This is a genomic window from Paludibacterium flexuosum, from assembly GCF_037076605.1.
Classification (GTDB): Bacteria; Pseudomonadota; Gammaproteobacteria; order Burkholderiales; family Chromobacteriaceae; genus Paludibacterium.
In genome coordinates, this window is record NZ_AP029060.1 from 2099232 (window position 1) to 2114798 (window position 15567).

General features: G+C 62.0%; 17 protein-coding genes. 6 read left to right on the forward strand and 11 right to left on the reverse strand.

The features are described from left to right. Positions 1 to 5 precede the first annotated feature (5 nt). Genes AACH39_RS10030 through AACH39_RS10050 form a run of 5 tightly spaced genes read right to left on the reverse strand, consistent with a single transcriptional unit; the run spans position 6 to position 4048 of the window. Positions 6 to 1637, reverse strand: a complete 1632-nt coding sequence (locus AACH39_RS10030; protein WP_338619823.1) for a methyl-accepting chemotaxis protein — start codon at positions 1635 to 1637, stop codon at positions 6 to 8. Positions 1638 to 1688: 51 nt separating this feature from the next. Beyond that, on the reverse strand, positions 1689 to 2153 hold the full coding sequence (locus tag AACH39_RS10035) for a DoxX family protein (RefSeq protein ID WP_215780287.1): 465 nt from the start codon (positions 2151 to 2153) through the stop codon (positions 1689 to 1691). Between the two features lie 2 nt (positions 2154 to 2155). Further along, positions 2156 to 2926: a DNA-binding domain-containing protein gene (locus AACH39_RS10040; RefSeq protein WP_338619824.1), complete on the reverse strand. Its 771-nt coding sequence runs from the start codon at positions 2924 to 2926 to the stop codon at positions 2156 to 2158. Continuing rightward, a complete protein-coding gene (locus AACH39_RS10045; protein ID WP_215780282.1) occupies positions 2910 to 3770 on the reverse strand; it encodes a DUF692 domain-containing protein in 861 nt (286 codons plus the stop codon). The genes AACH39_RS10040 and AACH39_RS10045 overlap by 17 nt, the downstream gene beginning before the upstream one ends. Before the next feature lie 14 nt (positions 3771 to 3784). Beyond that, a complete protein-coding gene (locus AACH39_RS10050) occupies positions 3785 to 4048 on the reverse strand; it encodes a DUF2282 domain-containing protein (RefSeq protein WP_215780281.1) in 264 nt (87 codons plus the stop codon). A 363-nt stretch (positions 4049 to 4411) separates the two neighbouring features. On the opposite strand from AACH39_RS10050, the gene AACH39_RS10055 reads away from it, so the two are divergent. After that, positions 4412 to 5671, forward strand: a complete 1260-nt coding sequence (locus AACH39_RS10055; RefSeq protein ID WP_215780280.1) for a glutamate-5-semialdehyde dehydrogenase — start codon at positions 4412 to 4414, stop codon at positions 5669 to 5671. Positions 5672 to 5965: 294 nt separating this feature from the next. Beyond that, positions 5966 to 6463 carry a universal stress protein gene (locus tag AACH39_RS10060; protein WP_338619825.1) on the forward strand — a complete coding sequence of 166 codons (498 nt, stop codon included), beginning with the start codon at positions 5966 to 5968 and terminating at the stop codon, positions 6461 to 6463. Here AACH39_RS10060 and AACH39_RS10065 read toward each other — a convergent pair. Further along, positions 6460 to 7224, reverse strand: a complete 765-nt coding sequence (locus tag AACH39_RS10065) for a TlyA family RNA methyltransferase (RefSeq protein ID WP_215780278.1) — start codon at positions 7222 to 7224, stop codon at positions 6460 to 6462. The two genes, AACH39_RS10060 and AACH39_RS10065, sit on opposite strands and share 4 nt — an antisense overlap. 113 nt (positions 7225 to 7337) lie before the next feature. Between AACH39_RS10065 and AACH39_RS10070 the strand changes: the two genes are divergently transcribed. After that, the gene (locus AACH39_RS10070) at positions 7338 to 7964 is read left to right on the forward strand and encodes a YceH family protein (RefSeq protein WP_215780277.1); all 627 of its coding nucleotides are present in this window, start codon (positions 7338 to 7340) and stop codon (positions 7962 to 7964) included. Positions 7965 to 7990: 26 nt separating this feature from the next. On the opposite strand, the gene AACH39_RS10075 is transcribed toward AACH39_RS10070, so the two are convergent. The 3 genes from AACH39_RS10075 to AACH39_RS10085 all read right to left on the reverse strand — a co-directional run bounded on the left by AACH39_RS10075 (position 7991) and on the right by AACH39_RS10085 (position 11421). After that, a complete protein-coding gene (locus AACH39_RS10075; protein WP_338619826.1) occupies positions 7991 to 10006 on the reverse strand; it encodes a prolyl oligopeptidase family serine peptidase in 2016 nt (671 codons plus the stop codon). A gap of 49 nt (positions 10007 to 10055) precedes the next feature. Then, entirely contained in the window at positions 10056 to 11084 is a 1029-nt protein-coding gene (ltaE, locus tag AACH39_RS10080) for a low-specificity L-threonine aldolase (RefSeq protein ID WP_338619827.1), read from the reverse strand. Positions 11085 to 11196: 112 nt separating this feature from the next. Continuing rightward, complete coding sequence (locus AACH39_RS10085) at positions 11197 to 11421, reverse strand: hypothetical protein (RefSeq protein ID WP_215780271.1); 225 nt, start codon at positions 11419 to 11421, stop codon at positions 11197 to 11199. 308 nt (positions 11422 to 11729) lie between these two features. On the opposite strand from AACH39_RS10085, the gene AACH39_RS10090 reads away from it, so the two are divergent. From AACH39_RS10090 to AACH39_RS10100, 3 genes are all read left to right on the forward strand, one after another. Further along, positions 11730 to 12509 (forward strand): tRNA threonylcarbamoyladenosine dehydratase, encoded by a 780-nt coding sequence (locus AACH39_RS10090; RefSeq protein ID WP_338619828.1) that lies wholly within the window; start codon positions 11730 to 11732, stop codon positions 12507 to 12509. A gap of 80 nt (positions 12510 to 12589) precedes the next feature. Then, entirely contained in the window at positions 12590 to 12790 is a 201-nt protein-coding gene (locus AACH39_RS10095) for a hypothetical protein (protein WP_338619829.1), read from the forward strand. A gap of 143 nt (positions 12791 to 12933) precedes the next feature. After that, positions 12934 to 13458 carry a hypothetical protein gene (locus tag AACH39_RS10100; protein WP_215780265.1) on the forward strand — a complete coding sequence of 175 codons (525 nt, stop codon included), beginning with the start codon at positions 12934 to 12936 and terminating at the stop codon, positions 13456 to 13458. 117 nt (positions 13459 to 13575) lie between these two features. Here AACH39_RS10100 and oppF read toward each other — a convergent pair whose 3' ends face one another. Next, positions 13576 to 14568, reverse strand: a complete 993-nt coding sequence (gene oppF, locus AACH39_RS10105) for a murein tripeptide/oligopeptide ABC transporter ATP binding protein OppF (RefSeq protein ID WP_215780264.1) — start codon at positions 14566 to 14568, stop codon at positions 13576 to 13578. Beyond that, positions 14561 to 15559, reverse strand: coding sequence for an oligopeptide/dipeptide ABC transporter ATP-binding protein (locus tag AACH39_RS10110; RefSeq protein ID WP_215780263.1), 999 nt, complete (start codon positions 15557 to 15559; stop codon positions 14561 to 14563). Before AACH39_RS10110 ends, oppF begins: the two co-directional genes overlap by 8 nt. Positions 15560 to 15567 lie beyond the last annotated feature (8 nt).

Consider the following 15567-nt stretch of genomic DNA (forward strand, 5'->3'; position numbering starts at 1 on the left):
CTGTCTCAGACCAGCTGAAAACGCCGCACCTGCTCGCTTAGCGCTTGAGACAGGCATTTGAGACTGTCACTGGTACTGGCGACCGACTGGGTTGCACCCAGGTTCTCGGTCGCCATACTGCCGATTCGTTCGATACTGGCGGCAATCTGGCGGCTTTCACTCACCTGACGGCCCAGGGTCTCGCGCAGTCCATCCAGCTGATCCAGTGAATTCTGCGCATCCTGGCTGAGTTGGGTCAGCGGCGGCATGATGCCCTCGATCAATTGCACACCGCGCTGCATCTCTTCCCTGCCCTGGCCGATACGGGCCACCGCCACACCGGTTTCGTCATCGATAGCGGTAATCACCCGATTGATTTCTGACGTCGCCTGCGAGGTACGATCGGCCAGCTTGCGCACCTCATCCGCCACCACGGCAAACCCGCGTCCGGTTTCGCCGGCACGCGCCGCCTCGATCGAGGCATTGAGCGCCAGCAGGTTGGTCTGATCGGCAATTTCCTTGACCGTATCCAGCATCTGCCGCACCGACAGCGCCCGCTCGCGCAGCGCCTCGACCGAAGAGGCCGAATCACTGACCGTCACGGCAATGCGAGCCACCTCGCGCGAAGCGTCTTCAATCATGCGGCAACCCTGACGGGCCAGATCGCGCGCCCGCTCTGCCTGATCTCGGGTTTCATCCGCAGCCGCCGCCACCGCGCGCGATTCGCTGGCCAGACCACTGACGGCCGTCGACACCGAGGCGACAGCGTCATGCTGGGCATGCGAGCCATGCCGCACGTGATCCACCGGTCCGGCCATGGCACCGGCAGCACCATGAACCTGATCCGCGGAGGAACGAATGGCGCTGATCAGGCCGGACAAGGCTCGCTGCATGCTGTTGAGCGACTGCGCCAACGCAGCCGGCTCGCCCCCTCCCGACACCTGCAGCTCACCGCTCAGCTGCCCTTGCGCCACCTGGTCGGCAAACTGCACCGCACGCCGCAGGGGCAGCACGATGCTGCGTGTTACCAGCAGCGCCAGCAGGGCACCGAGCAACACGGCCACGATCGCCATGCCACTGACCAGCAACCGGGCCTGTGCCACAGCCACCTCCAGCTGCTGACGACCGTCCTGCATGGCCTGACGCTCTTTGTCGACCAAAGCGGTGGATGCGGCCAGCACGGACTGCAGCGCCGGCTGGGTCTTGGCGACAAAATGGGCCAGCGCGCCCTCCGGTCCCTGTACCTCGATCTGGATCACCGTCTCGTGAAACAGGTCGGCATAACTGGCCCGCTGAGACACCAGTGCATCAATCAGGGTCTTGTCCATCGGTTCGTCATCGGACTTGACCAGCCTGGCCAGCGACTGATCCACCGCCGCGTTTGCCTCATCCATCTGCTTGTAGAGCGGGATCCGCTGGGCCTGCTCTTTGGTCAGCAGCAATTGCAGCAAGGGCAGCGCCGCCCCCTGGGCATGTCGCTGAATATCCTCGGCCAGCGACAGACGCACGGCCTGCTGGTCGACAATCTGGCGGGTGACCATTTGCTGCTGCTGCATTTGCGACAGCGCCTGACCCGCCACCAGCAACAGCAGGGCCAGCAAGACGGCAAAAGCCAGCGCAAGCCGGCCACCGATACCAAGATGACGCAAGGGATTCATGATTGCCCCTGATGAAGAAGTTGGACAGTCATCCTGTCCGATCAAGGCAGCTCAAGATCGCGAGTTGCCCAGTTTCTGATTGAACCAGTGATCGAGCGACAGACGACCACTGCCATGAAAAGCCAGCACCAGCAACAGGGCGCCCCACAAATAATGGTCTTTCAAGCCGAGTTCCGGGATATCCGGAAAGGAAATGGCCGCCATGAGGTTGGTCACGAACAGCCCGGCGGCAGCAAAGCGTCCGCAGAATCCGAACAGTAGCAGGGTCGACAGGCCGACCTCGCCCGCCGTGCCCATGACAGCCGCCAGATGTGGCGGCAGCACCGGCACCTTGTAGAAATAGTCGAACAGGTCCAGCGTCCCGGACCAGTCAGACAACTTGAGCCAGCCGGCACGGAAAAACACCTGCCACAGATAAATACGCAGCCCCAGATCAAACAGCGGCCGCACCCAGCACTCAATCAACGTGATCACCTGCAGGCAAAACCGGTAGCCCTGACACCATACGTTCTTCATGATCACTCCCTGGCCCGGGCCCGAATCAGCAGGCCACGGCCAATCAACATGGCCAGCAGGGCCTGCAAATCAAAATCCGACTCATCCGGCACGGCATCCAATGCCTGTTGCAGCGTTTGTCCGGCGGAGAGAGCCGCCAGCACCAACGCGCCTTCTGCCGGGAGCTGACTGACCGTCAAGCCGGCGGCCTCTCGCACGACCAGCACCGATTGTGCGCAGGAGAAATCAATCGCCATTTCGCCGGCATGATCCGGCTGATTGACGCGCCAGATGTCGTATAGCGGCCAGTCGGACTGCAGCAGGGTATGCGCCGGCATCAGCTCGAAACACAGCGCACCCCAATCTTCCGGCGGCGTCCGCGTCAGCAGCGACAGATCTTGTGGCGGCGCATCCGCCGCACCGCTGACCTGCAGCATCAGCCACTCCAGCCGGGCCACGTCGGGCAGATAGGGCAAACCGGCCACGGCTTCCAGGCCGGCCAGAAATGCCGGAAAAGCCTCGCCATAGCGATTCAAATCGCCTGACTTACTGGGATAACGCTGCGCATAACGGCGGGTGACCGCCTGCATAAAGGGCTCGCCGACAATTCGGCCCACCAGCGGATAGGTGAGCTGCAAGGCCCCCGCCAGATTGGACAACACACTTTGCCGATAGGCCTGGATGGCTCGCCCGGCACGGGCCGGATCGCCGGCGCAGCAGGCCAGCAGGTCGTCCGCCTCATTGGCAAAGACCGCCGTGGCGAATGCCTGTTGCAACTCATGCAAGGCAGACATTTCGCACCTCCCGACAGTCATCCAGGCAGGCTTGTGCCCGGGCGGCCTCGGCCAGCAGCTCGCTCAGCGGCGGAATGTCCTGATCCCATTCGATCAGGGTCGGTCTCGGGCCAAAGCGTTGCAGCGCCGAGCGGTACAGGGCCCAGACCGCTTCGTGCACGGGCCGCGAGTGGGTATCGATCAACAAACCATCGTCTTCTTCGTAGCCTGCCAGGTGGATTTCGGCCACCGCCTCGGCGGGCATGGCGGCCAGGAATGATTCGGCGCAAAAGCCGTGATTGACGGCGCTGACGTGAATATTATTCACATCCAGCAGCAACAGGCAGCCGGTTCGCTGCACCACTGCCGCGAGAAAATCCCACTCCGGCATGTCCTCGGGCAAGAAACGCAGATAGCTGGAGACATTCTCCAGCAGAATCTGGCGCCCCAGCACCTGCTGAACCTGTTCGACATGATCACAGACCCGCTGCAAGGCTTCTCTGGTATAGGGCAAAGGCAGCAGGTCATTGAGCCAGCGGCCACCGATGGCCGACCAGCAGAGATGCTCGGAAACGGCGGCGGGCTCGATGCGCGCCACCAGCCGTTTGAGTTGTTGCAGATGGCGGGCATCCAGTGCATCAGCCCCGCCCAGCGACATGCCGACCCCGTGCAGGCTGACCGGGTAGTGCGCCCGGACCGATTCCAGCGCAGCCAGTGCCGGTCCGCCTGCCATGAAGTAGTTCTCGCTGTGCACTTCCACCCAGCCCAGCTTCGGCCAGCCTGCCCGCACCTCGTCGAGGTGCGGGGCACGCAGACCGATGCCGGCACTCACGGGCAGAGACACCGCGTTCGTCAGGATCGGCATCGTCACTCCCCGCCTCAGTGACCGGCCGGTTGCAGTTTGCCGCCCATCTGCTGGCAAGAACCGGTCGGCACCAGCTTGAAATCATTGGGATCATTGTCGACCTTGGACTGGCCGGCGCAGGAGTGCTTGCTGAACTTGCTGGCGCAGTCGTTCTTGCCCGCCTTGGCGATACCGAAGCATTGTTCCTTGTCGGCGGCCGAGGCGGTGGCAGCAACGGTCATCAGGCCAACGGCAAGCAGGCCAACAGCAGCGGACTGGATCATTTTGCGAGAAGTCATGGTTTCAATCTCCTTGGTGTTTGCATCAAGGCACCGGCCCTCCGGTACCAGAAACCCTTGATCGGGCTTTCTGATGGTTGGTCGCGGCCCAAGTGGATTTCTTACACCACACTGTAGATTTTTTTACCGAAACTGCTCGCCCAGCCGCGCCAAAGACCAGTCGACTGACTACAAACGCAAAAAACCTCCCTCTTTAATGGCAGGCGATGCCGCCAACCAGCCATATCCAACCCGACATTCCGCCGCAAACGTCATTTCACTGCTTTTCTCAGCCTGCCTGTGCCCGCATTTCAGGTTGCCGCACTGCATCATGTCGGTTACGCTGACTTTCATCACGGACATCAATAAATATCGGGACAAAGCATGACGATTCACGACTATATGCAGACCGTTGGTCGCGCTGCCCGGGCCGCCAGCCGACAGCTGGCCCGTGCCGACAGCGAGCAGAAGAATCGCGCCCTGCTGGCCATGGCGGATGCCATCGAACGCGATCGCAGCCAATTGGCCGAAGCCAACCGCCAGGATCTGGCAGCGGCTGAAGCGGCCGGGCTGGAGCCCGCTCTGCTTGACCGGCTGACCCTGAGCGACAAGGGCATCAGCGCCATGGCCGAAGGCCTGCGCCAGGTTGCCGCGCTGCCGGACCCGGTCGGCGAGATGAGCGACTTCAGCTATCGTCCGTCCGGCATCCAGCTGGGCAAGATGCGCGTGCCGCTGGGTGTGGTCGGCATCATTTACGAAGCGCGGCCGAACGTCACCGCCGACGCTGCCGCCCTGTGCCTGAAATCCGGCAATGCCGCCATCCTGCGCGGAGGCTCCGAGGCCTTTCATTGCAATCAGGCCATCGCCGCCTGTGTGCGCGAAGGGCTGCAGGCTGCCGGCTTGCCGCAGACCGCCGTGCAGGTCATCGAAACCACTGACCGTGCCGCGGTTGGCGCCCTGATCACCATGCCGGAGTACGTCGACGTCCTGGTGCCGCGCGGCGGCAAGGGGCTGATCGCCCGCATCAGTGCCGAGGCGCGCGTACCGGTGATCAAGCATCTGGATGGCAACTGCCACGTTTTCATCGATGAGGCAGCCGATCCCGCAAAGGCCATCGCCATTGCCGTCAATGCCAAGACCCACCGTTATGGTACCTGCAACACCATGGAGACCCTGCTGGTTCATCAGGCCATGGCCGCTGCGCTGCTGCCGCAACTGGCCGCCGCCTATGGCGACAAGGGTGTGGCTTTGCGCGGCTGCGAACGGACGGTGGCCCTGCTGGGCGCCTCGGTACAGGCGGCCAGCGAAGAAGACTGGTTTACGGAGTATCTGGCGCCCATTCTGGCCGTGCGCGTCGTCGACGATCTGGATCAGGCGATCGAGCACATCAATCACTATGGCAGCCACCATACCGATGCCATCGTGACCGAAAACTACACGCGGGCACGGCGTTTCCTGCGCGAGGTGGATTCTGCCAGTGTGATGGTCAATGCCAGTACCCGCTTCGCCGATGGCTTCGAATATGGTCTGGGCGCAGAGATCGGCATTTCGACCGACAAGATCCATGCACGCGGGCCAGTCGGGCTGCTCGGCCTGACCAGCCAGAAATGGGTCGTACTCGGGGACGGCCAGATCCGGCAATGAGTTTTCGGCATGGCCCATGCCATGCCACAACCGGGAGATGTGGACAAGCTGTGCACAAGCTGTTCACAAGATGTGGAGTGATTCGAGGCTCCTAAGTACTACCACTTAAATGCCACTTTTCTTTTGGCAAAGCCCCGACAAGTTGCATAAAACGGCTAATGAGTCTCCTGGTTACAGGGCTCATTGGCCCCCCGCAGCCATTTCTGCCCACCCCCACTCGGGTGGGCATTTTTCTTTGCCGGCCGCGGAGCTCATCACACGCCGTGATTGCCATGACACCAAGCAGGCATCGCCATGTATCGACATATCATTGCTGCCGTCGATGGCAGCCCTTCTGCCAGCCATGCATTGCAGGAGGCGGCACAACTGGCCAGGCAAATGCAGGCCGCCCTGACCGTGGTCCACCTGCTCGACCTGCAGCAGCTGGCCCGGGGCGATCATGAGCTGATTCCGCTGGCGGAAAGCCTGGCGCAAGCCCGGCTGCACGGACAAACCCTCCTGGCGCAGGCCTGCCGCCAAATACAGGCAGCCTCGGACATCGAGGTACGGCACTATCTGGGAGAATGCTGGCATGGCAAGCGGGATATGGCGATGGTACTGACTCGCTTTGCCCGGGAGGTTGATGCCGATCTGCTGGTGCTGGCCACGCATGGCCAGGGAGGGATGCGTCACATGCTGATGGGCAGCTTCAGCGAGCATGTCATGCGTCAGGCCTCCTGCCCGATGATGATGGTGCGTTACAACCCGGCCAGGGCCAGCACACCAGCCCCACAAACCATGAGCAATGCTTAATCCGCCTTCCTGGCAAAGACAAAAAACTCGCGATTACCGTCCCCTCCGGTAATCGGGCTGTCGAACCACTTCAGCAATTGCATCCCCTCGGCGGCCAGTGCATCGCTCATCTTGCGACGAACACCGTCATACAGCCGTGGATCGCGCACAATGCCACCACGACCGATGCCTTCGCGGCCCACTTCAAACTGCGGCTTGACCAGCGACAGCAGGTAGCCGCCCGGACGCAACAGGGCCAGCGCAGAAGGCAGCACCAGAGTCAGGGAAATGAACGACACATCGCCAATCACCAGGTCGAAGGGCTGCGCCTCATTGGCTGCCAGCAATATCGACGGATCCAGCGCCCGGGCATTCACCCCCTCAAAGAAACGCACGCGCGCATCGCTGCGCAGCCGCGCCGCCAGCTGGTCATGGCCGACATCCACCCCGACCACCCGGCACGCACCTGCCTGCAGCACACAATCGGTAAAGCCCCCGGTCGACTGACCGACATCCAGCACGCTCATCCCCCGCACATCGAGTTGGGCCGACTGCAACGCGCCGGCCATTTTCAGACCGCCACGCGAGACATAACGATCAGCCGGGTCAGGGCGGACCTGGAAAGCAGCAAAATCAGGGGGAAACTTCTGGCCGGACTTGTTGACCGGCACCAGACGGCCGTCGATCTCGGCGCTGACGCGACCGGCATCAATCAGATTTTGGGCATTGGTCCGCGAAGGGGCCAACCCCAGGGCAACGAGCAGCAAATCGGCACGGATCATGGCAGGTGGCAGGCTGGAAAAGCCGTCAGGGTGGCGTCGTCAGACAAAGCTGTCAACTGCCGTACCGCATCCCGGTGCTAGAATCGCATTTTTACCCATGCAGGAGGCGGTTTATGGATGGCTATCAACTGGATGCCGTTGAAGTCCGGGTCTTGAGCGTACTGGTGGAGAAACAGGCGCTGACGCCGGATGCCTATCCGCTGACGCTCAACGCGCTGACCGGCGCCTGCAATCAGCTGACCAGCCGCGAGCCGGTCATGCAACTGAGCGAGAGCGACATTCTCGCCGCGCTGGACAGCCTGATGGCGCAGAAGCTGATCGCCGAACGCACGCCGGCCGGCAGCCGGGTGGCCAAATACGAGCATCGCCTCAACTACGCCTGGAATATTGACGGCGCCAGACTGGCGGCCCTGGCCTTGCTGATGCTGCGCGGCGCCCAGACCGCCGCCGAAATCCGTGCACGCAGCGGACGGATCTATGCCTTCTCCAGCACGGAAGAGGTCGAAAGTGCCCTGCTGGCGCTGGCGGACAAGTATCCGCCCATGGCGCTGAAACTGGCCAGACAACCGGGGGCACGCGAGGCGCGCTGGGCGCACCTGCTCAGCGGCGAACCGCAGCAGATGGCACAAGCGTGCAGCGAGATCGATGTCGGGCTGGCCGGACGGGTGGCTGCCCTGGAAGCACAGGTCGAGGCACTGCGCACCCGGCTGGCCGAACTCGAGAGCCAGCTCGATCAGTAGCCCCCAGCAAACCGGCGGGGACCGGCTCAGTCAAACAGCTGCTGATACAGATACACCAGCACCCGCGCCAGATCGGTCGCGGTCTGAGCCTGACCGGCATTCCCGCCATGACCGCCACTGTCGGTCTCGTAAAACAGCGGGGCATGACCGAGCGCATTGAGTTGCGCCACCATCTTGCGTGCATGGGCCGGATGAACCCGGTCATCGCGCCGGCTGGTGGTAAACAGCGCTCGCGGGTAACCCTTCCCAGGCTGCAGTTGATGATAGGGCGAGTAGGCCTGCAGATGCGGACGCTGAGCAGCATCGTCCGGATCGCCATACTCGTCGATCCAGCTGGCACCGGCCAGCAGCCGGGTATAGCCCAGCATGTCCAGCAGCGGCACCTCGCACACGACTGCACGGAACAGCTCGGGACGACGCACCATGGCGGCGCCGACGAGCAAACCGCCATTGCTGCCCCCTTCGATGGCCAGCCGGTCGGGTCGAGTGACGCCCCGTGCAATCAGGTCCTCGGCCACACAGATGAAATCTTCAAAACTGACCGCACGCCGAACCCCTTGTGCCGCCTGGTGCCAGGCCGGGCCAAACTCGCCACCGCCTCGGATATTGGCCACCACGAAAACCCCGCCCTTTTCCAGCCAGTGCGGCCCGAAGTTATCCATGTAATACGGCAACATGGCCACCTCAAAGCCGCCATAACCATACAGCAGGGTCGGGGCCTGTCCGTCGCGGGGCAGATCGCGGGCATGCACGATGAAATAAGGAATGTCGGTGCCATCGGCGGCACGGGCATGCCACTGTTCGGCGACAAAACGCGAGGCATCGAAGGCCGCCGGCTGGGCGCGCAGGCATTCCGGCGAGCCCTGCGGCAGCTCGAGGCGATACAGGCCGGTCGGGGTCAGAAAGTCGCTATAGCTGTAATACAGTACGTCGGTGTCCCAGGGCTGGTCGACAAATTCGATCACGCCATCCGACTGGGCCTGCAAGGCCACCTCGCACCATTGTCCCTGCTGCCAGCGAAAAGCCAGCAAACGGCTTTTCACATTCTCCAGCAGATTCACCAAAATAAAGCCGCGACTGCACTCGACCGACTCGACCGAGGCGCGCACCCCGGGACACAACAGGGGTGCCACCACGCCATTGTCGACCCGGTAGGTGATGAGCGCACCGGCCGGCAGGGTCTGCCCGGCATGCGTCCAGGGCTGGGCCAGCTTGACCAGCAAATCGCCATGCAGCCAGGCCAGCACTTCGGCGTCGGCCGGCAGCGGCAGCGGCTGCGTACTCAAGTCCGCTCGCAGCAAGTGATAGCGCTTGCGGTAAAAGCCATCGGAAGCTTCGATCATGTCCAGCCAGCCGCCCGCGCAATCAAGAAAGCGCCAGGCCGTGACCATCATCGCACTGACCGGGGCGGTAAACAGCCGACGGGCCTGCGACCAGTCCTGACCACGCTCGAGCAGCCAGACCTCGCGCGGATAGCCGGCACGCGAGCATTGCCGCGCCTCCCAGGCCGGACAGACAAACAGGCTGTCCTGATCACGCCATGCAACATGATTCTTGCCGAAGGGCAGGCTGAATCCCCCCTCGACAAAGGCCGCGGCCTCCAGATCGTACTCGCGGGTCACCGCGGCATCACTGCCGCCCAGACACAGTGTCAGCAGGCAACGCGCGGGCCCCAGGGTGTAATGGGACACCCCTTCGAGATACCAGTCCTGCTGCTCGGCGACGGCCAGTTGATCAATATCCAGCACCACCTGCCAATCGCTGGCTCCCGCGCGGTAGGCCGCCAGCGTGGTACGCCGATACACGCCACGCGGCTGCGCCTCGCTCTGGTGGAAGTTGTACAGCCACTCGCCATGCTGGTTGAAATAGGGAATCTGCCGGGTGTCACGCAAGGTTTGCAGGATCTCGGCCTGCAGGGGGGCAAAGCGTGCATCGGCATCCAGCACGGCGCTGGTACGGGCATTTTGTGCCTCGACCCAGCGCACGGCTTCGTCACTGTCGAGTTCTTCCAGCCAGAGATAGGGGTCAGCGTAAGCAGTCATGGTATTCGGGTTCGTCGCGGAAGCCGCGAGGGTAACACAAAGCCCCGACTCAGGCCGCCAGCACCGTGCGCAGCACGGCAACCACACGGTCGATCTCTTCCCGGCCGATCTGCCAGTGCGTCACCAGCCGCATGCGTCCGGCTTCCGGCGGGTTGGCCTTGATGCCGGCCTGCTCCAGCGCCTGCATCAGTCGCTCGGCAGACAGGGTCGGCGGTACCGTGAACCACACCAGATTGATGTCCACGGTCTGCAGATCCAGCTCGATACCGGGCAGTCCGGCCAATTGCTGCGCCATATAGCGGGCATGAGCATGGTCTTCGTGCAGTCGCTGGCTCATTTCGTTGAGGGCCAGCAGACCCGGCGCAGCCAGCACACCGACCTGACGCATGCCGCCACCAAGCAGCTTGCGCTTGCGCCTTGCCTGGGCAATGAAGGCGGACGAGCCGGCAAGAATCGAGCCGACCGGCGCCGCCAGACCTTTCGACAGGCAGAACATCACACTGTCGACCTGCGCAGTGATCTCGCGCACATCCACGCCAAGGCTGACTGCGGCATTGAAGACCCGGGCACCATCCAGATGCACCGGAATAGCATGGTCCCGGGCGATGGCACGGATCGCCTGCATATAGCTTAGTGGCAGGACCCGGCCGCCAGAGTGGGCATTTTCCAGGCAGATCAGACCGGTTTTCGGGAAATGGATGTCATCGCCAATGCGGATCCGGCTGGCCACGGCCTCGGGTGGCATCAGGCCATCGACGCTGTCGACCGTGCGCATCTGCACACCGGCAATCACGGCCGCTGCACCAGCCTCATGCCAGATGATGTGGCAGTCATCGGCGGCAATCACCTCATTGCCACGCTGACAGTGGGTAAACAATGCCAGCTGGTTGCCCATGGTGCCGCTGGGCACGAACAGAGCGTCCGCCATGCCGACCTTCTGCGCCGCCTGCCGCTCCAGTTCACTCACGGTCGGGTCATCACCATAGACATCATCCCCTACCGCCGCCTGTGCCATCGCCGCCCGCATGGCGGGTGTCGGCTGGGTGACGGTATCACTGCGCATATCGATCCACTGCATGTTTTTCCCCAATTTAAAAGACGCAACGGCGACCCTGGGTCGCCGTTGACTGCAGACATCACGTCTGGCTCATGCCGGCCGTACCGGCGCATATTGTGCGACTGCTCAGACGTCAGACGCCATAAGATTGTTTGATCTGGCTGACTCGTTCCTGCGCTTTGAGAATGGCGTGCGGCGTCATGCCGATCTGGGAACCGCACTTGCATCGGACGGGGACATCGGGCGACAGGGCTTTCAGGTCTACCCGGCTTTCATGACCGCACGCATCGCAGGCAATGACGATGGTGGCGTTGTAATGCTTGTCGAGGTCGATATCGAATCTCGGCGACTGCTTCATGGGACTCTCCCTTGCAGAAACGACGAAAAGCCTTGTCGGCCAACGACGGGAACCTCGACGGAACAACGGTGAAAGCCATCAGGACCCGACCGTGACACACGCAAGACTCTCCCTAACGATAGCGAGAGACACCGCGTGTCACCAGCAATTTCTCCTTGCCACGCAGAATTTGGCTGCCCGCGTTGCAAGCACGCCAATCGGTCCGACCTGACTGTTGCAAGCCTGCCTCAGACCGGCCACAGGGTAGTCAGCCCGCCCCCTTTGCAGTATGCTGTCGCCGCTTGAAAAGCCCGCAGGAATTCAACGACATGGACCAGCCCAGCGCCAACCTTGAACGCCGTTTCGGCGGCATCGGCCGTTTGTACGGCAACGATGCGCTGTCGCGTTTTGCCAACGCCCACGTTTGCGTGATCGGCGTCGGCGGCGTCGGCTCCTGGGCGGTGGAAGCCCTGGCGCGCAGCGCCATCGGCAAACTGACGCTGATCGACCTCGACAACGTGGCTGAATCCAACGTCAACCGCCAACTGCCGGCCCTGGATCCCCACTTCGGCATGGCCAAGGTCACGGCGCTGCATCAGCGCATCCTGGCCATCAATCCGGCCTGCCAGGTCACCGAGATCGAAGACTTCGTCACCCTCGACAATCTGGACCAGATGCTCGGCGCCGGCTACGACTTCGTCATCGACTGCATTGACGAACTGCGCGTCAAGACTGCCATCGCCGCCTGGTGTGTACGCCATCGCCTGCCTTTCATCGTCAGCGGCGGCGCCGGCGGGCAGATGGATCCGACCCAGATCAAGACCGGCGACCTGTCCGAAGCACGCTATGACCCACTGCTCTCAAAGCTGCGCTACAACCTGCGCCGCCATCACGGCTTCCCGCGCGACGCCCGCATGAAAGTACCGTGCATCTACTCCACCGAGCAGCTGATTTATCCACAGGCCAGTTGTGACACCTCACAAGGCGCGGCCCCCCAGGGCCTGTCCTGCGCCGGCTTTGGCGCGAGCATGGCGGTCACGGCCAGCTTCGGCCTGATTGCCGCAGCCGAGTGCCTGAAACAGCTGAGCAAAGGCAAAGCAGTGCGCTGAGCGCCCCTGTCCAGCCGGTCAGCCCGGTAAACTTCGGCCCTCATCGGGCGTCCCAGGGAAACCCGGTACGGAGTACGCCCATGACATGTCCAAAAACATGGATCACCAGCCTGACAGACAGCGCCCTGTCCCTGGGTTTTCTCGCGGTTTTGCTGCCTCACCAGCTCAGTCATCTGCGCTCAGGTGACCTGCTGCTCACGGCAGGACATCTGGTGTTGTTGGCCTTGCTGAGCTTTACCTTGCAGTACCATGCCAGGCGGCTCTGGGCACAACGACCTTGACACTCCCCCCCGACCTCTCCCCTGCATGCTTCATGGCAATTTTCCGCAGCAAAAGGTAATTCTTTTGTCATGGCCATTTATTTCATATAAAGATATATTGATGTAATATGATGGCGATTCCTTCACTTTTGCTTGGAAATACAATGAAAAAAATACTGTTCCCTTGCGTGCTGGCACTCTTACTGGCACAGCAAAGTCAGGCTGCCGGGGCTTTGCTGGAAACGCCGGTGCGTTACACCGACGATGCCGGGGTGGTTGACTCGGTCAAGGCGGAATGCAAGATCGAAGACATGCTGGCCAAGGACGTCGGGGCGGCGCTGGCAGACGATCATGGCGGTACAGGCACCATCGATGCCAAGGCCGATCAGAGTCAGCAGACCGTCCTGCGCCTGCGTATTTCCTTCGTCATGGGTGTCGGTGGCGGCGGCTGGACCGGGCCGAAAGCCATCACGGTGAAGCCTCAGCTGCTTGAAAACGGCAAGCTCACCCGCGAGGGCAAGTTGACCCGCTGGTCGACCGGTGGCGCCTTCGCTGCGTTCAAGGGAACCTGTGACATCCTGCGCCGCTGCAGCAAGCAGATTGCCGAAGATATGGTGGAGTGGGTGAAGGACCCGACGTACGAACTGGATAGCGAAGATCCTCCCAAGGACGCATCGGCCGCCAAATAAGCCTGACAGTCGAGCCCGGGGCACGTCTCTATTCGCCCCGACAACTCGAAGGATACCGTGAACAAAAAAAGGCGCTGCCAGACTGGCAGCGCCTTTTTCTTCTACTCGCAGAGGTGCTCAGACCAGCAGGCAGGAGCACTGCGTCTCGCCGGTGACCGAGTGCAGCTTGGGCATTTCGCTGGCGCAACGTGCTTCGGCTTGCGGACAACGGGTACGGAACACGCAGCCGGACGGCGGGTTGATCGGTGAGGGCAAGTCGCCATTCAGAATCTGGATGGTCTTGTTACGCTCACGCTCCGGATCGGGGAAGGGAATCGCCGACAACAGAGCCCGGGTGTACGGATGCGTCGGGCTATCGTACAGCGCATGCTTGTTGGCCAGTTCCATTTCACGGCCCAGATACATCACCAGGATGCGGTCGGAGATGTGCTTGACCACCGCCAGATCGTGCGCGATGAAGATCAGCGCCAGACCCATCTCCCGCTGCAATTCCTTGAGCAGATTGATGATCTGCGCCTGAATCGACACATCCAGTGCCGAGACCGGCTCGTCGCAGATGATCAGCTTCGGCTCCAGAATCAGCGCACGGGCAATCCCGATACGCTGACACTGACCACCGGAAAACTCGTGCGGGTAACGGTTGATTTGCTGTTCGGTCAGACCGACGCGCTTCATCATCTTGCGCACACGATCCTTCACCTCTTTGTCAGACAGTTCCGGACGGTGCGTACGCAGCGGCTCGGCAATGATCTGCGCCACGGTCATGCGCGGGTCGAGCGAGGCCAGCGGATCCTGGAAGATCATCTGGATGTCGCGACGGACCCGATGCCAGTCACTGCTGCCCCCCTTGCGCAGATCCTTGCCCATCCAGACGATTTCGCCATCCGTGGCCGGGATCAGGTTGAGGATGGCACGCGACAGCGTCGACTTGCCGCAACCCGACTCGCCCACCACACCGAGGGTTTCGCCGGCATACAGATCGAACGACACACCGTCGACTGCCTTGAGGGTCTTCTTGGGCGTCCAGGGCCAGGCCTTCTCGCCGCCAGTCACCTTGAAGTGCACTTTGACATTACGTACCGACAGGATCGGCTGTTTGGATTCAGACATGAGCCGCCTCCTTGTTCATATTGATCAACTGGCTGGCTGGCACATGGCAGGCACGACGCACGGTATCGTCCTCGTTCGACACCAGGACAGGCACCTCGCTGGCGCACTGGCTGGTCGCATGTGTGCAGCGTTCGGCAAACGGACAGCCCTTGGGCATATTGGCCAGGTTGGGCGGGTTGCCCGGAATGCTCACCAGTTCACTGCCATCTTCGTCCATGCGCGGCAGCGCACCCAGCAGACCGATGGTGTAAGGATGGCTCGGCGAATAGAAAATACTGTCGGAGTAGGCATACTCCATGACACGACCGCCGTACATCACCATGACCTGATCACACAAGCCGGCAACCACCCCCAGATCGTGCGTAATCATGATAATGGCGGTGCCAAAGTCTCGCTGCAGCTCTTTGAGCAGGGTGAGGATCTGTGCCTGGACAGTCACGTCCAGCGCAGTGGTCGGCTCGTCGGCGATCAGGATTTCCGGTTCGCACAACAGGGCCATGGCAATCATCACCCGCTGACGCATGCCGCCGGAGAATTCATGCGGGTACATGTCCACCCGACGCTTGGCATCCGGAATACGGACCGCATCAAGCAGCTGGATCGCGCGCGCCTTGGCGCTCTTGCGATCCATGCCCTTGTGCAGTTCCAGCACTTCGGTCATCTGGCGCTCGATGGTCAGGTAAGGATTCAGCGAGGTCATCGGGTCCTGGAAGATCATCGACAGACGGTCGCCACGAATCTTGTTCAGTTCATGGGCCGGCATGGTCAGCAGATTCTTGCCCTGATAAAGCGCCTCGCCCGAAGTCTGACCATTGCGCGCCAGCAAGCCCATCATCGCCAGTACCGACTGGCTCTTGCCCGAGCCAGACTCACCGACAATCCCCATGGTCTGGCCGCGCTCCAGGTTGAAACTCACACCGTTGACGGCGTGAACCATGCCATCGTGCGTGCTGAAACGCACGCCGAGGTCTTTCACTTGTAACAATGCCATTGTCTGTC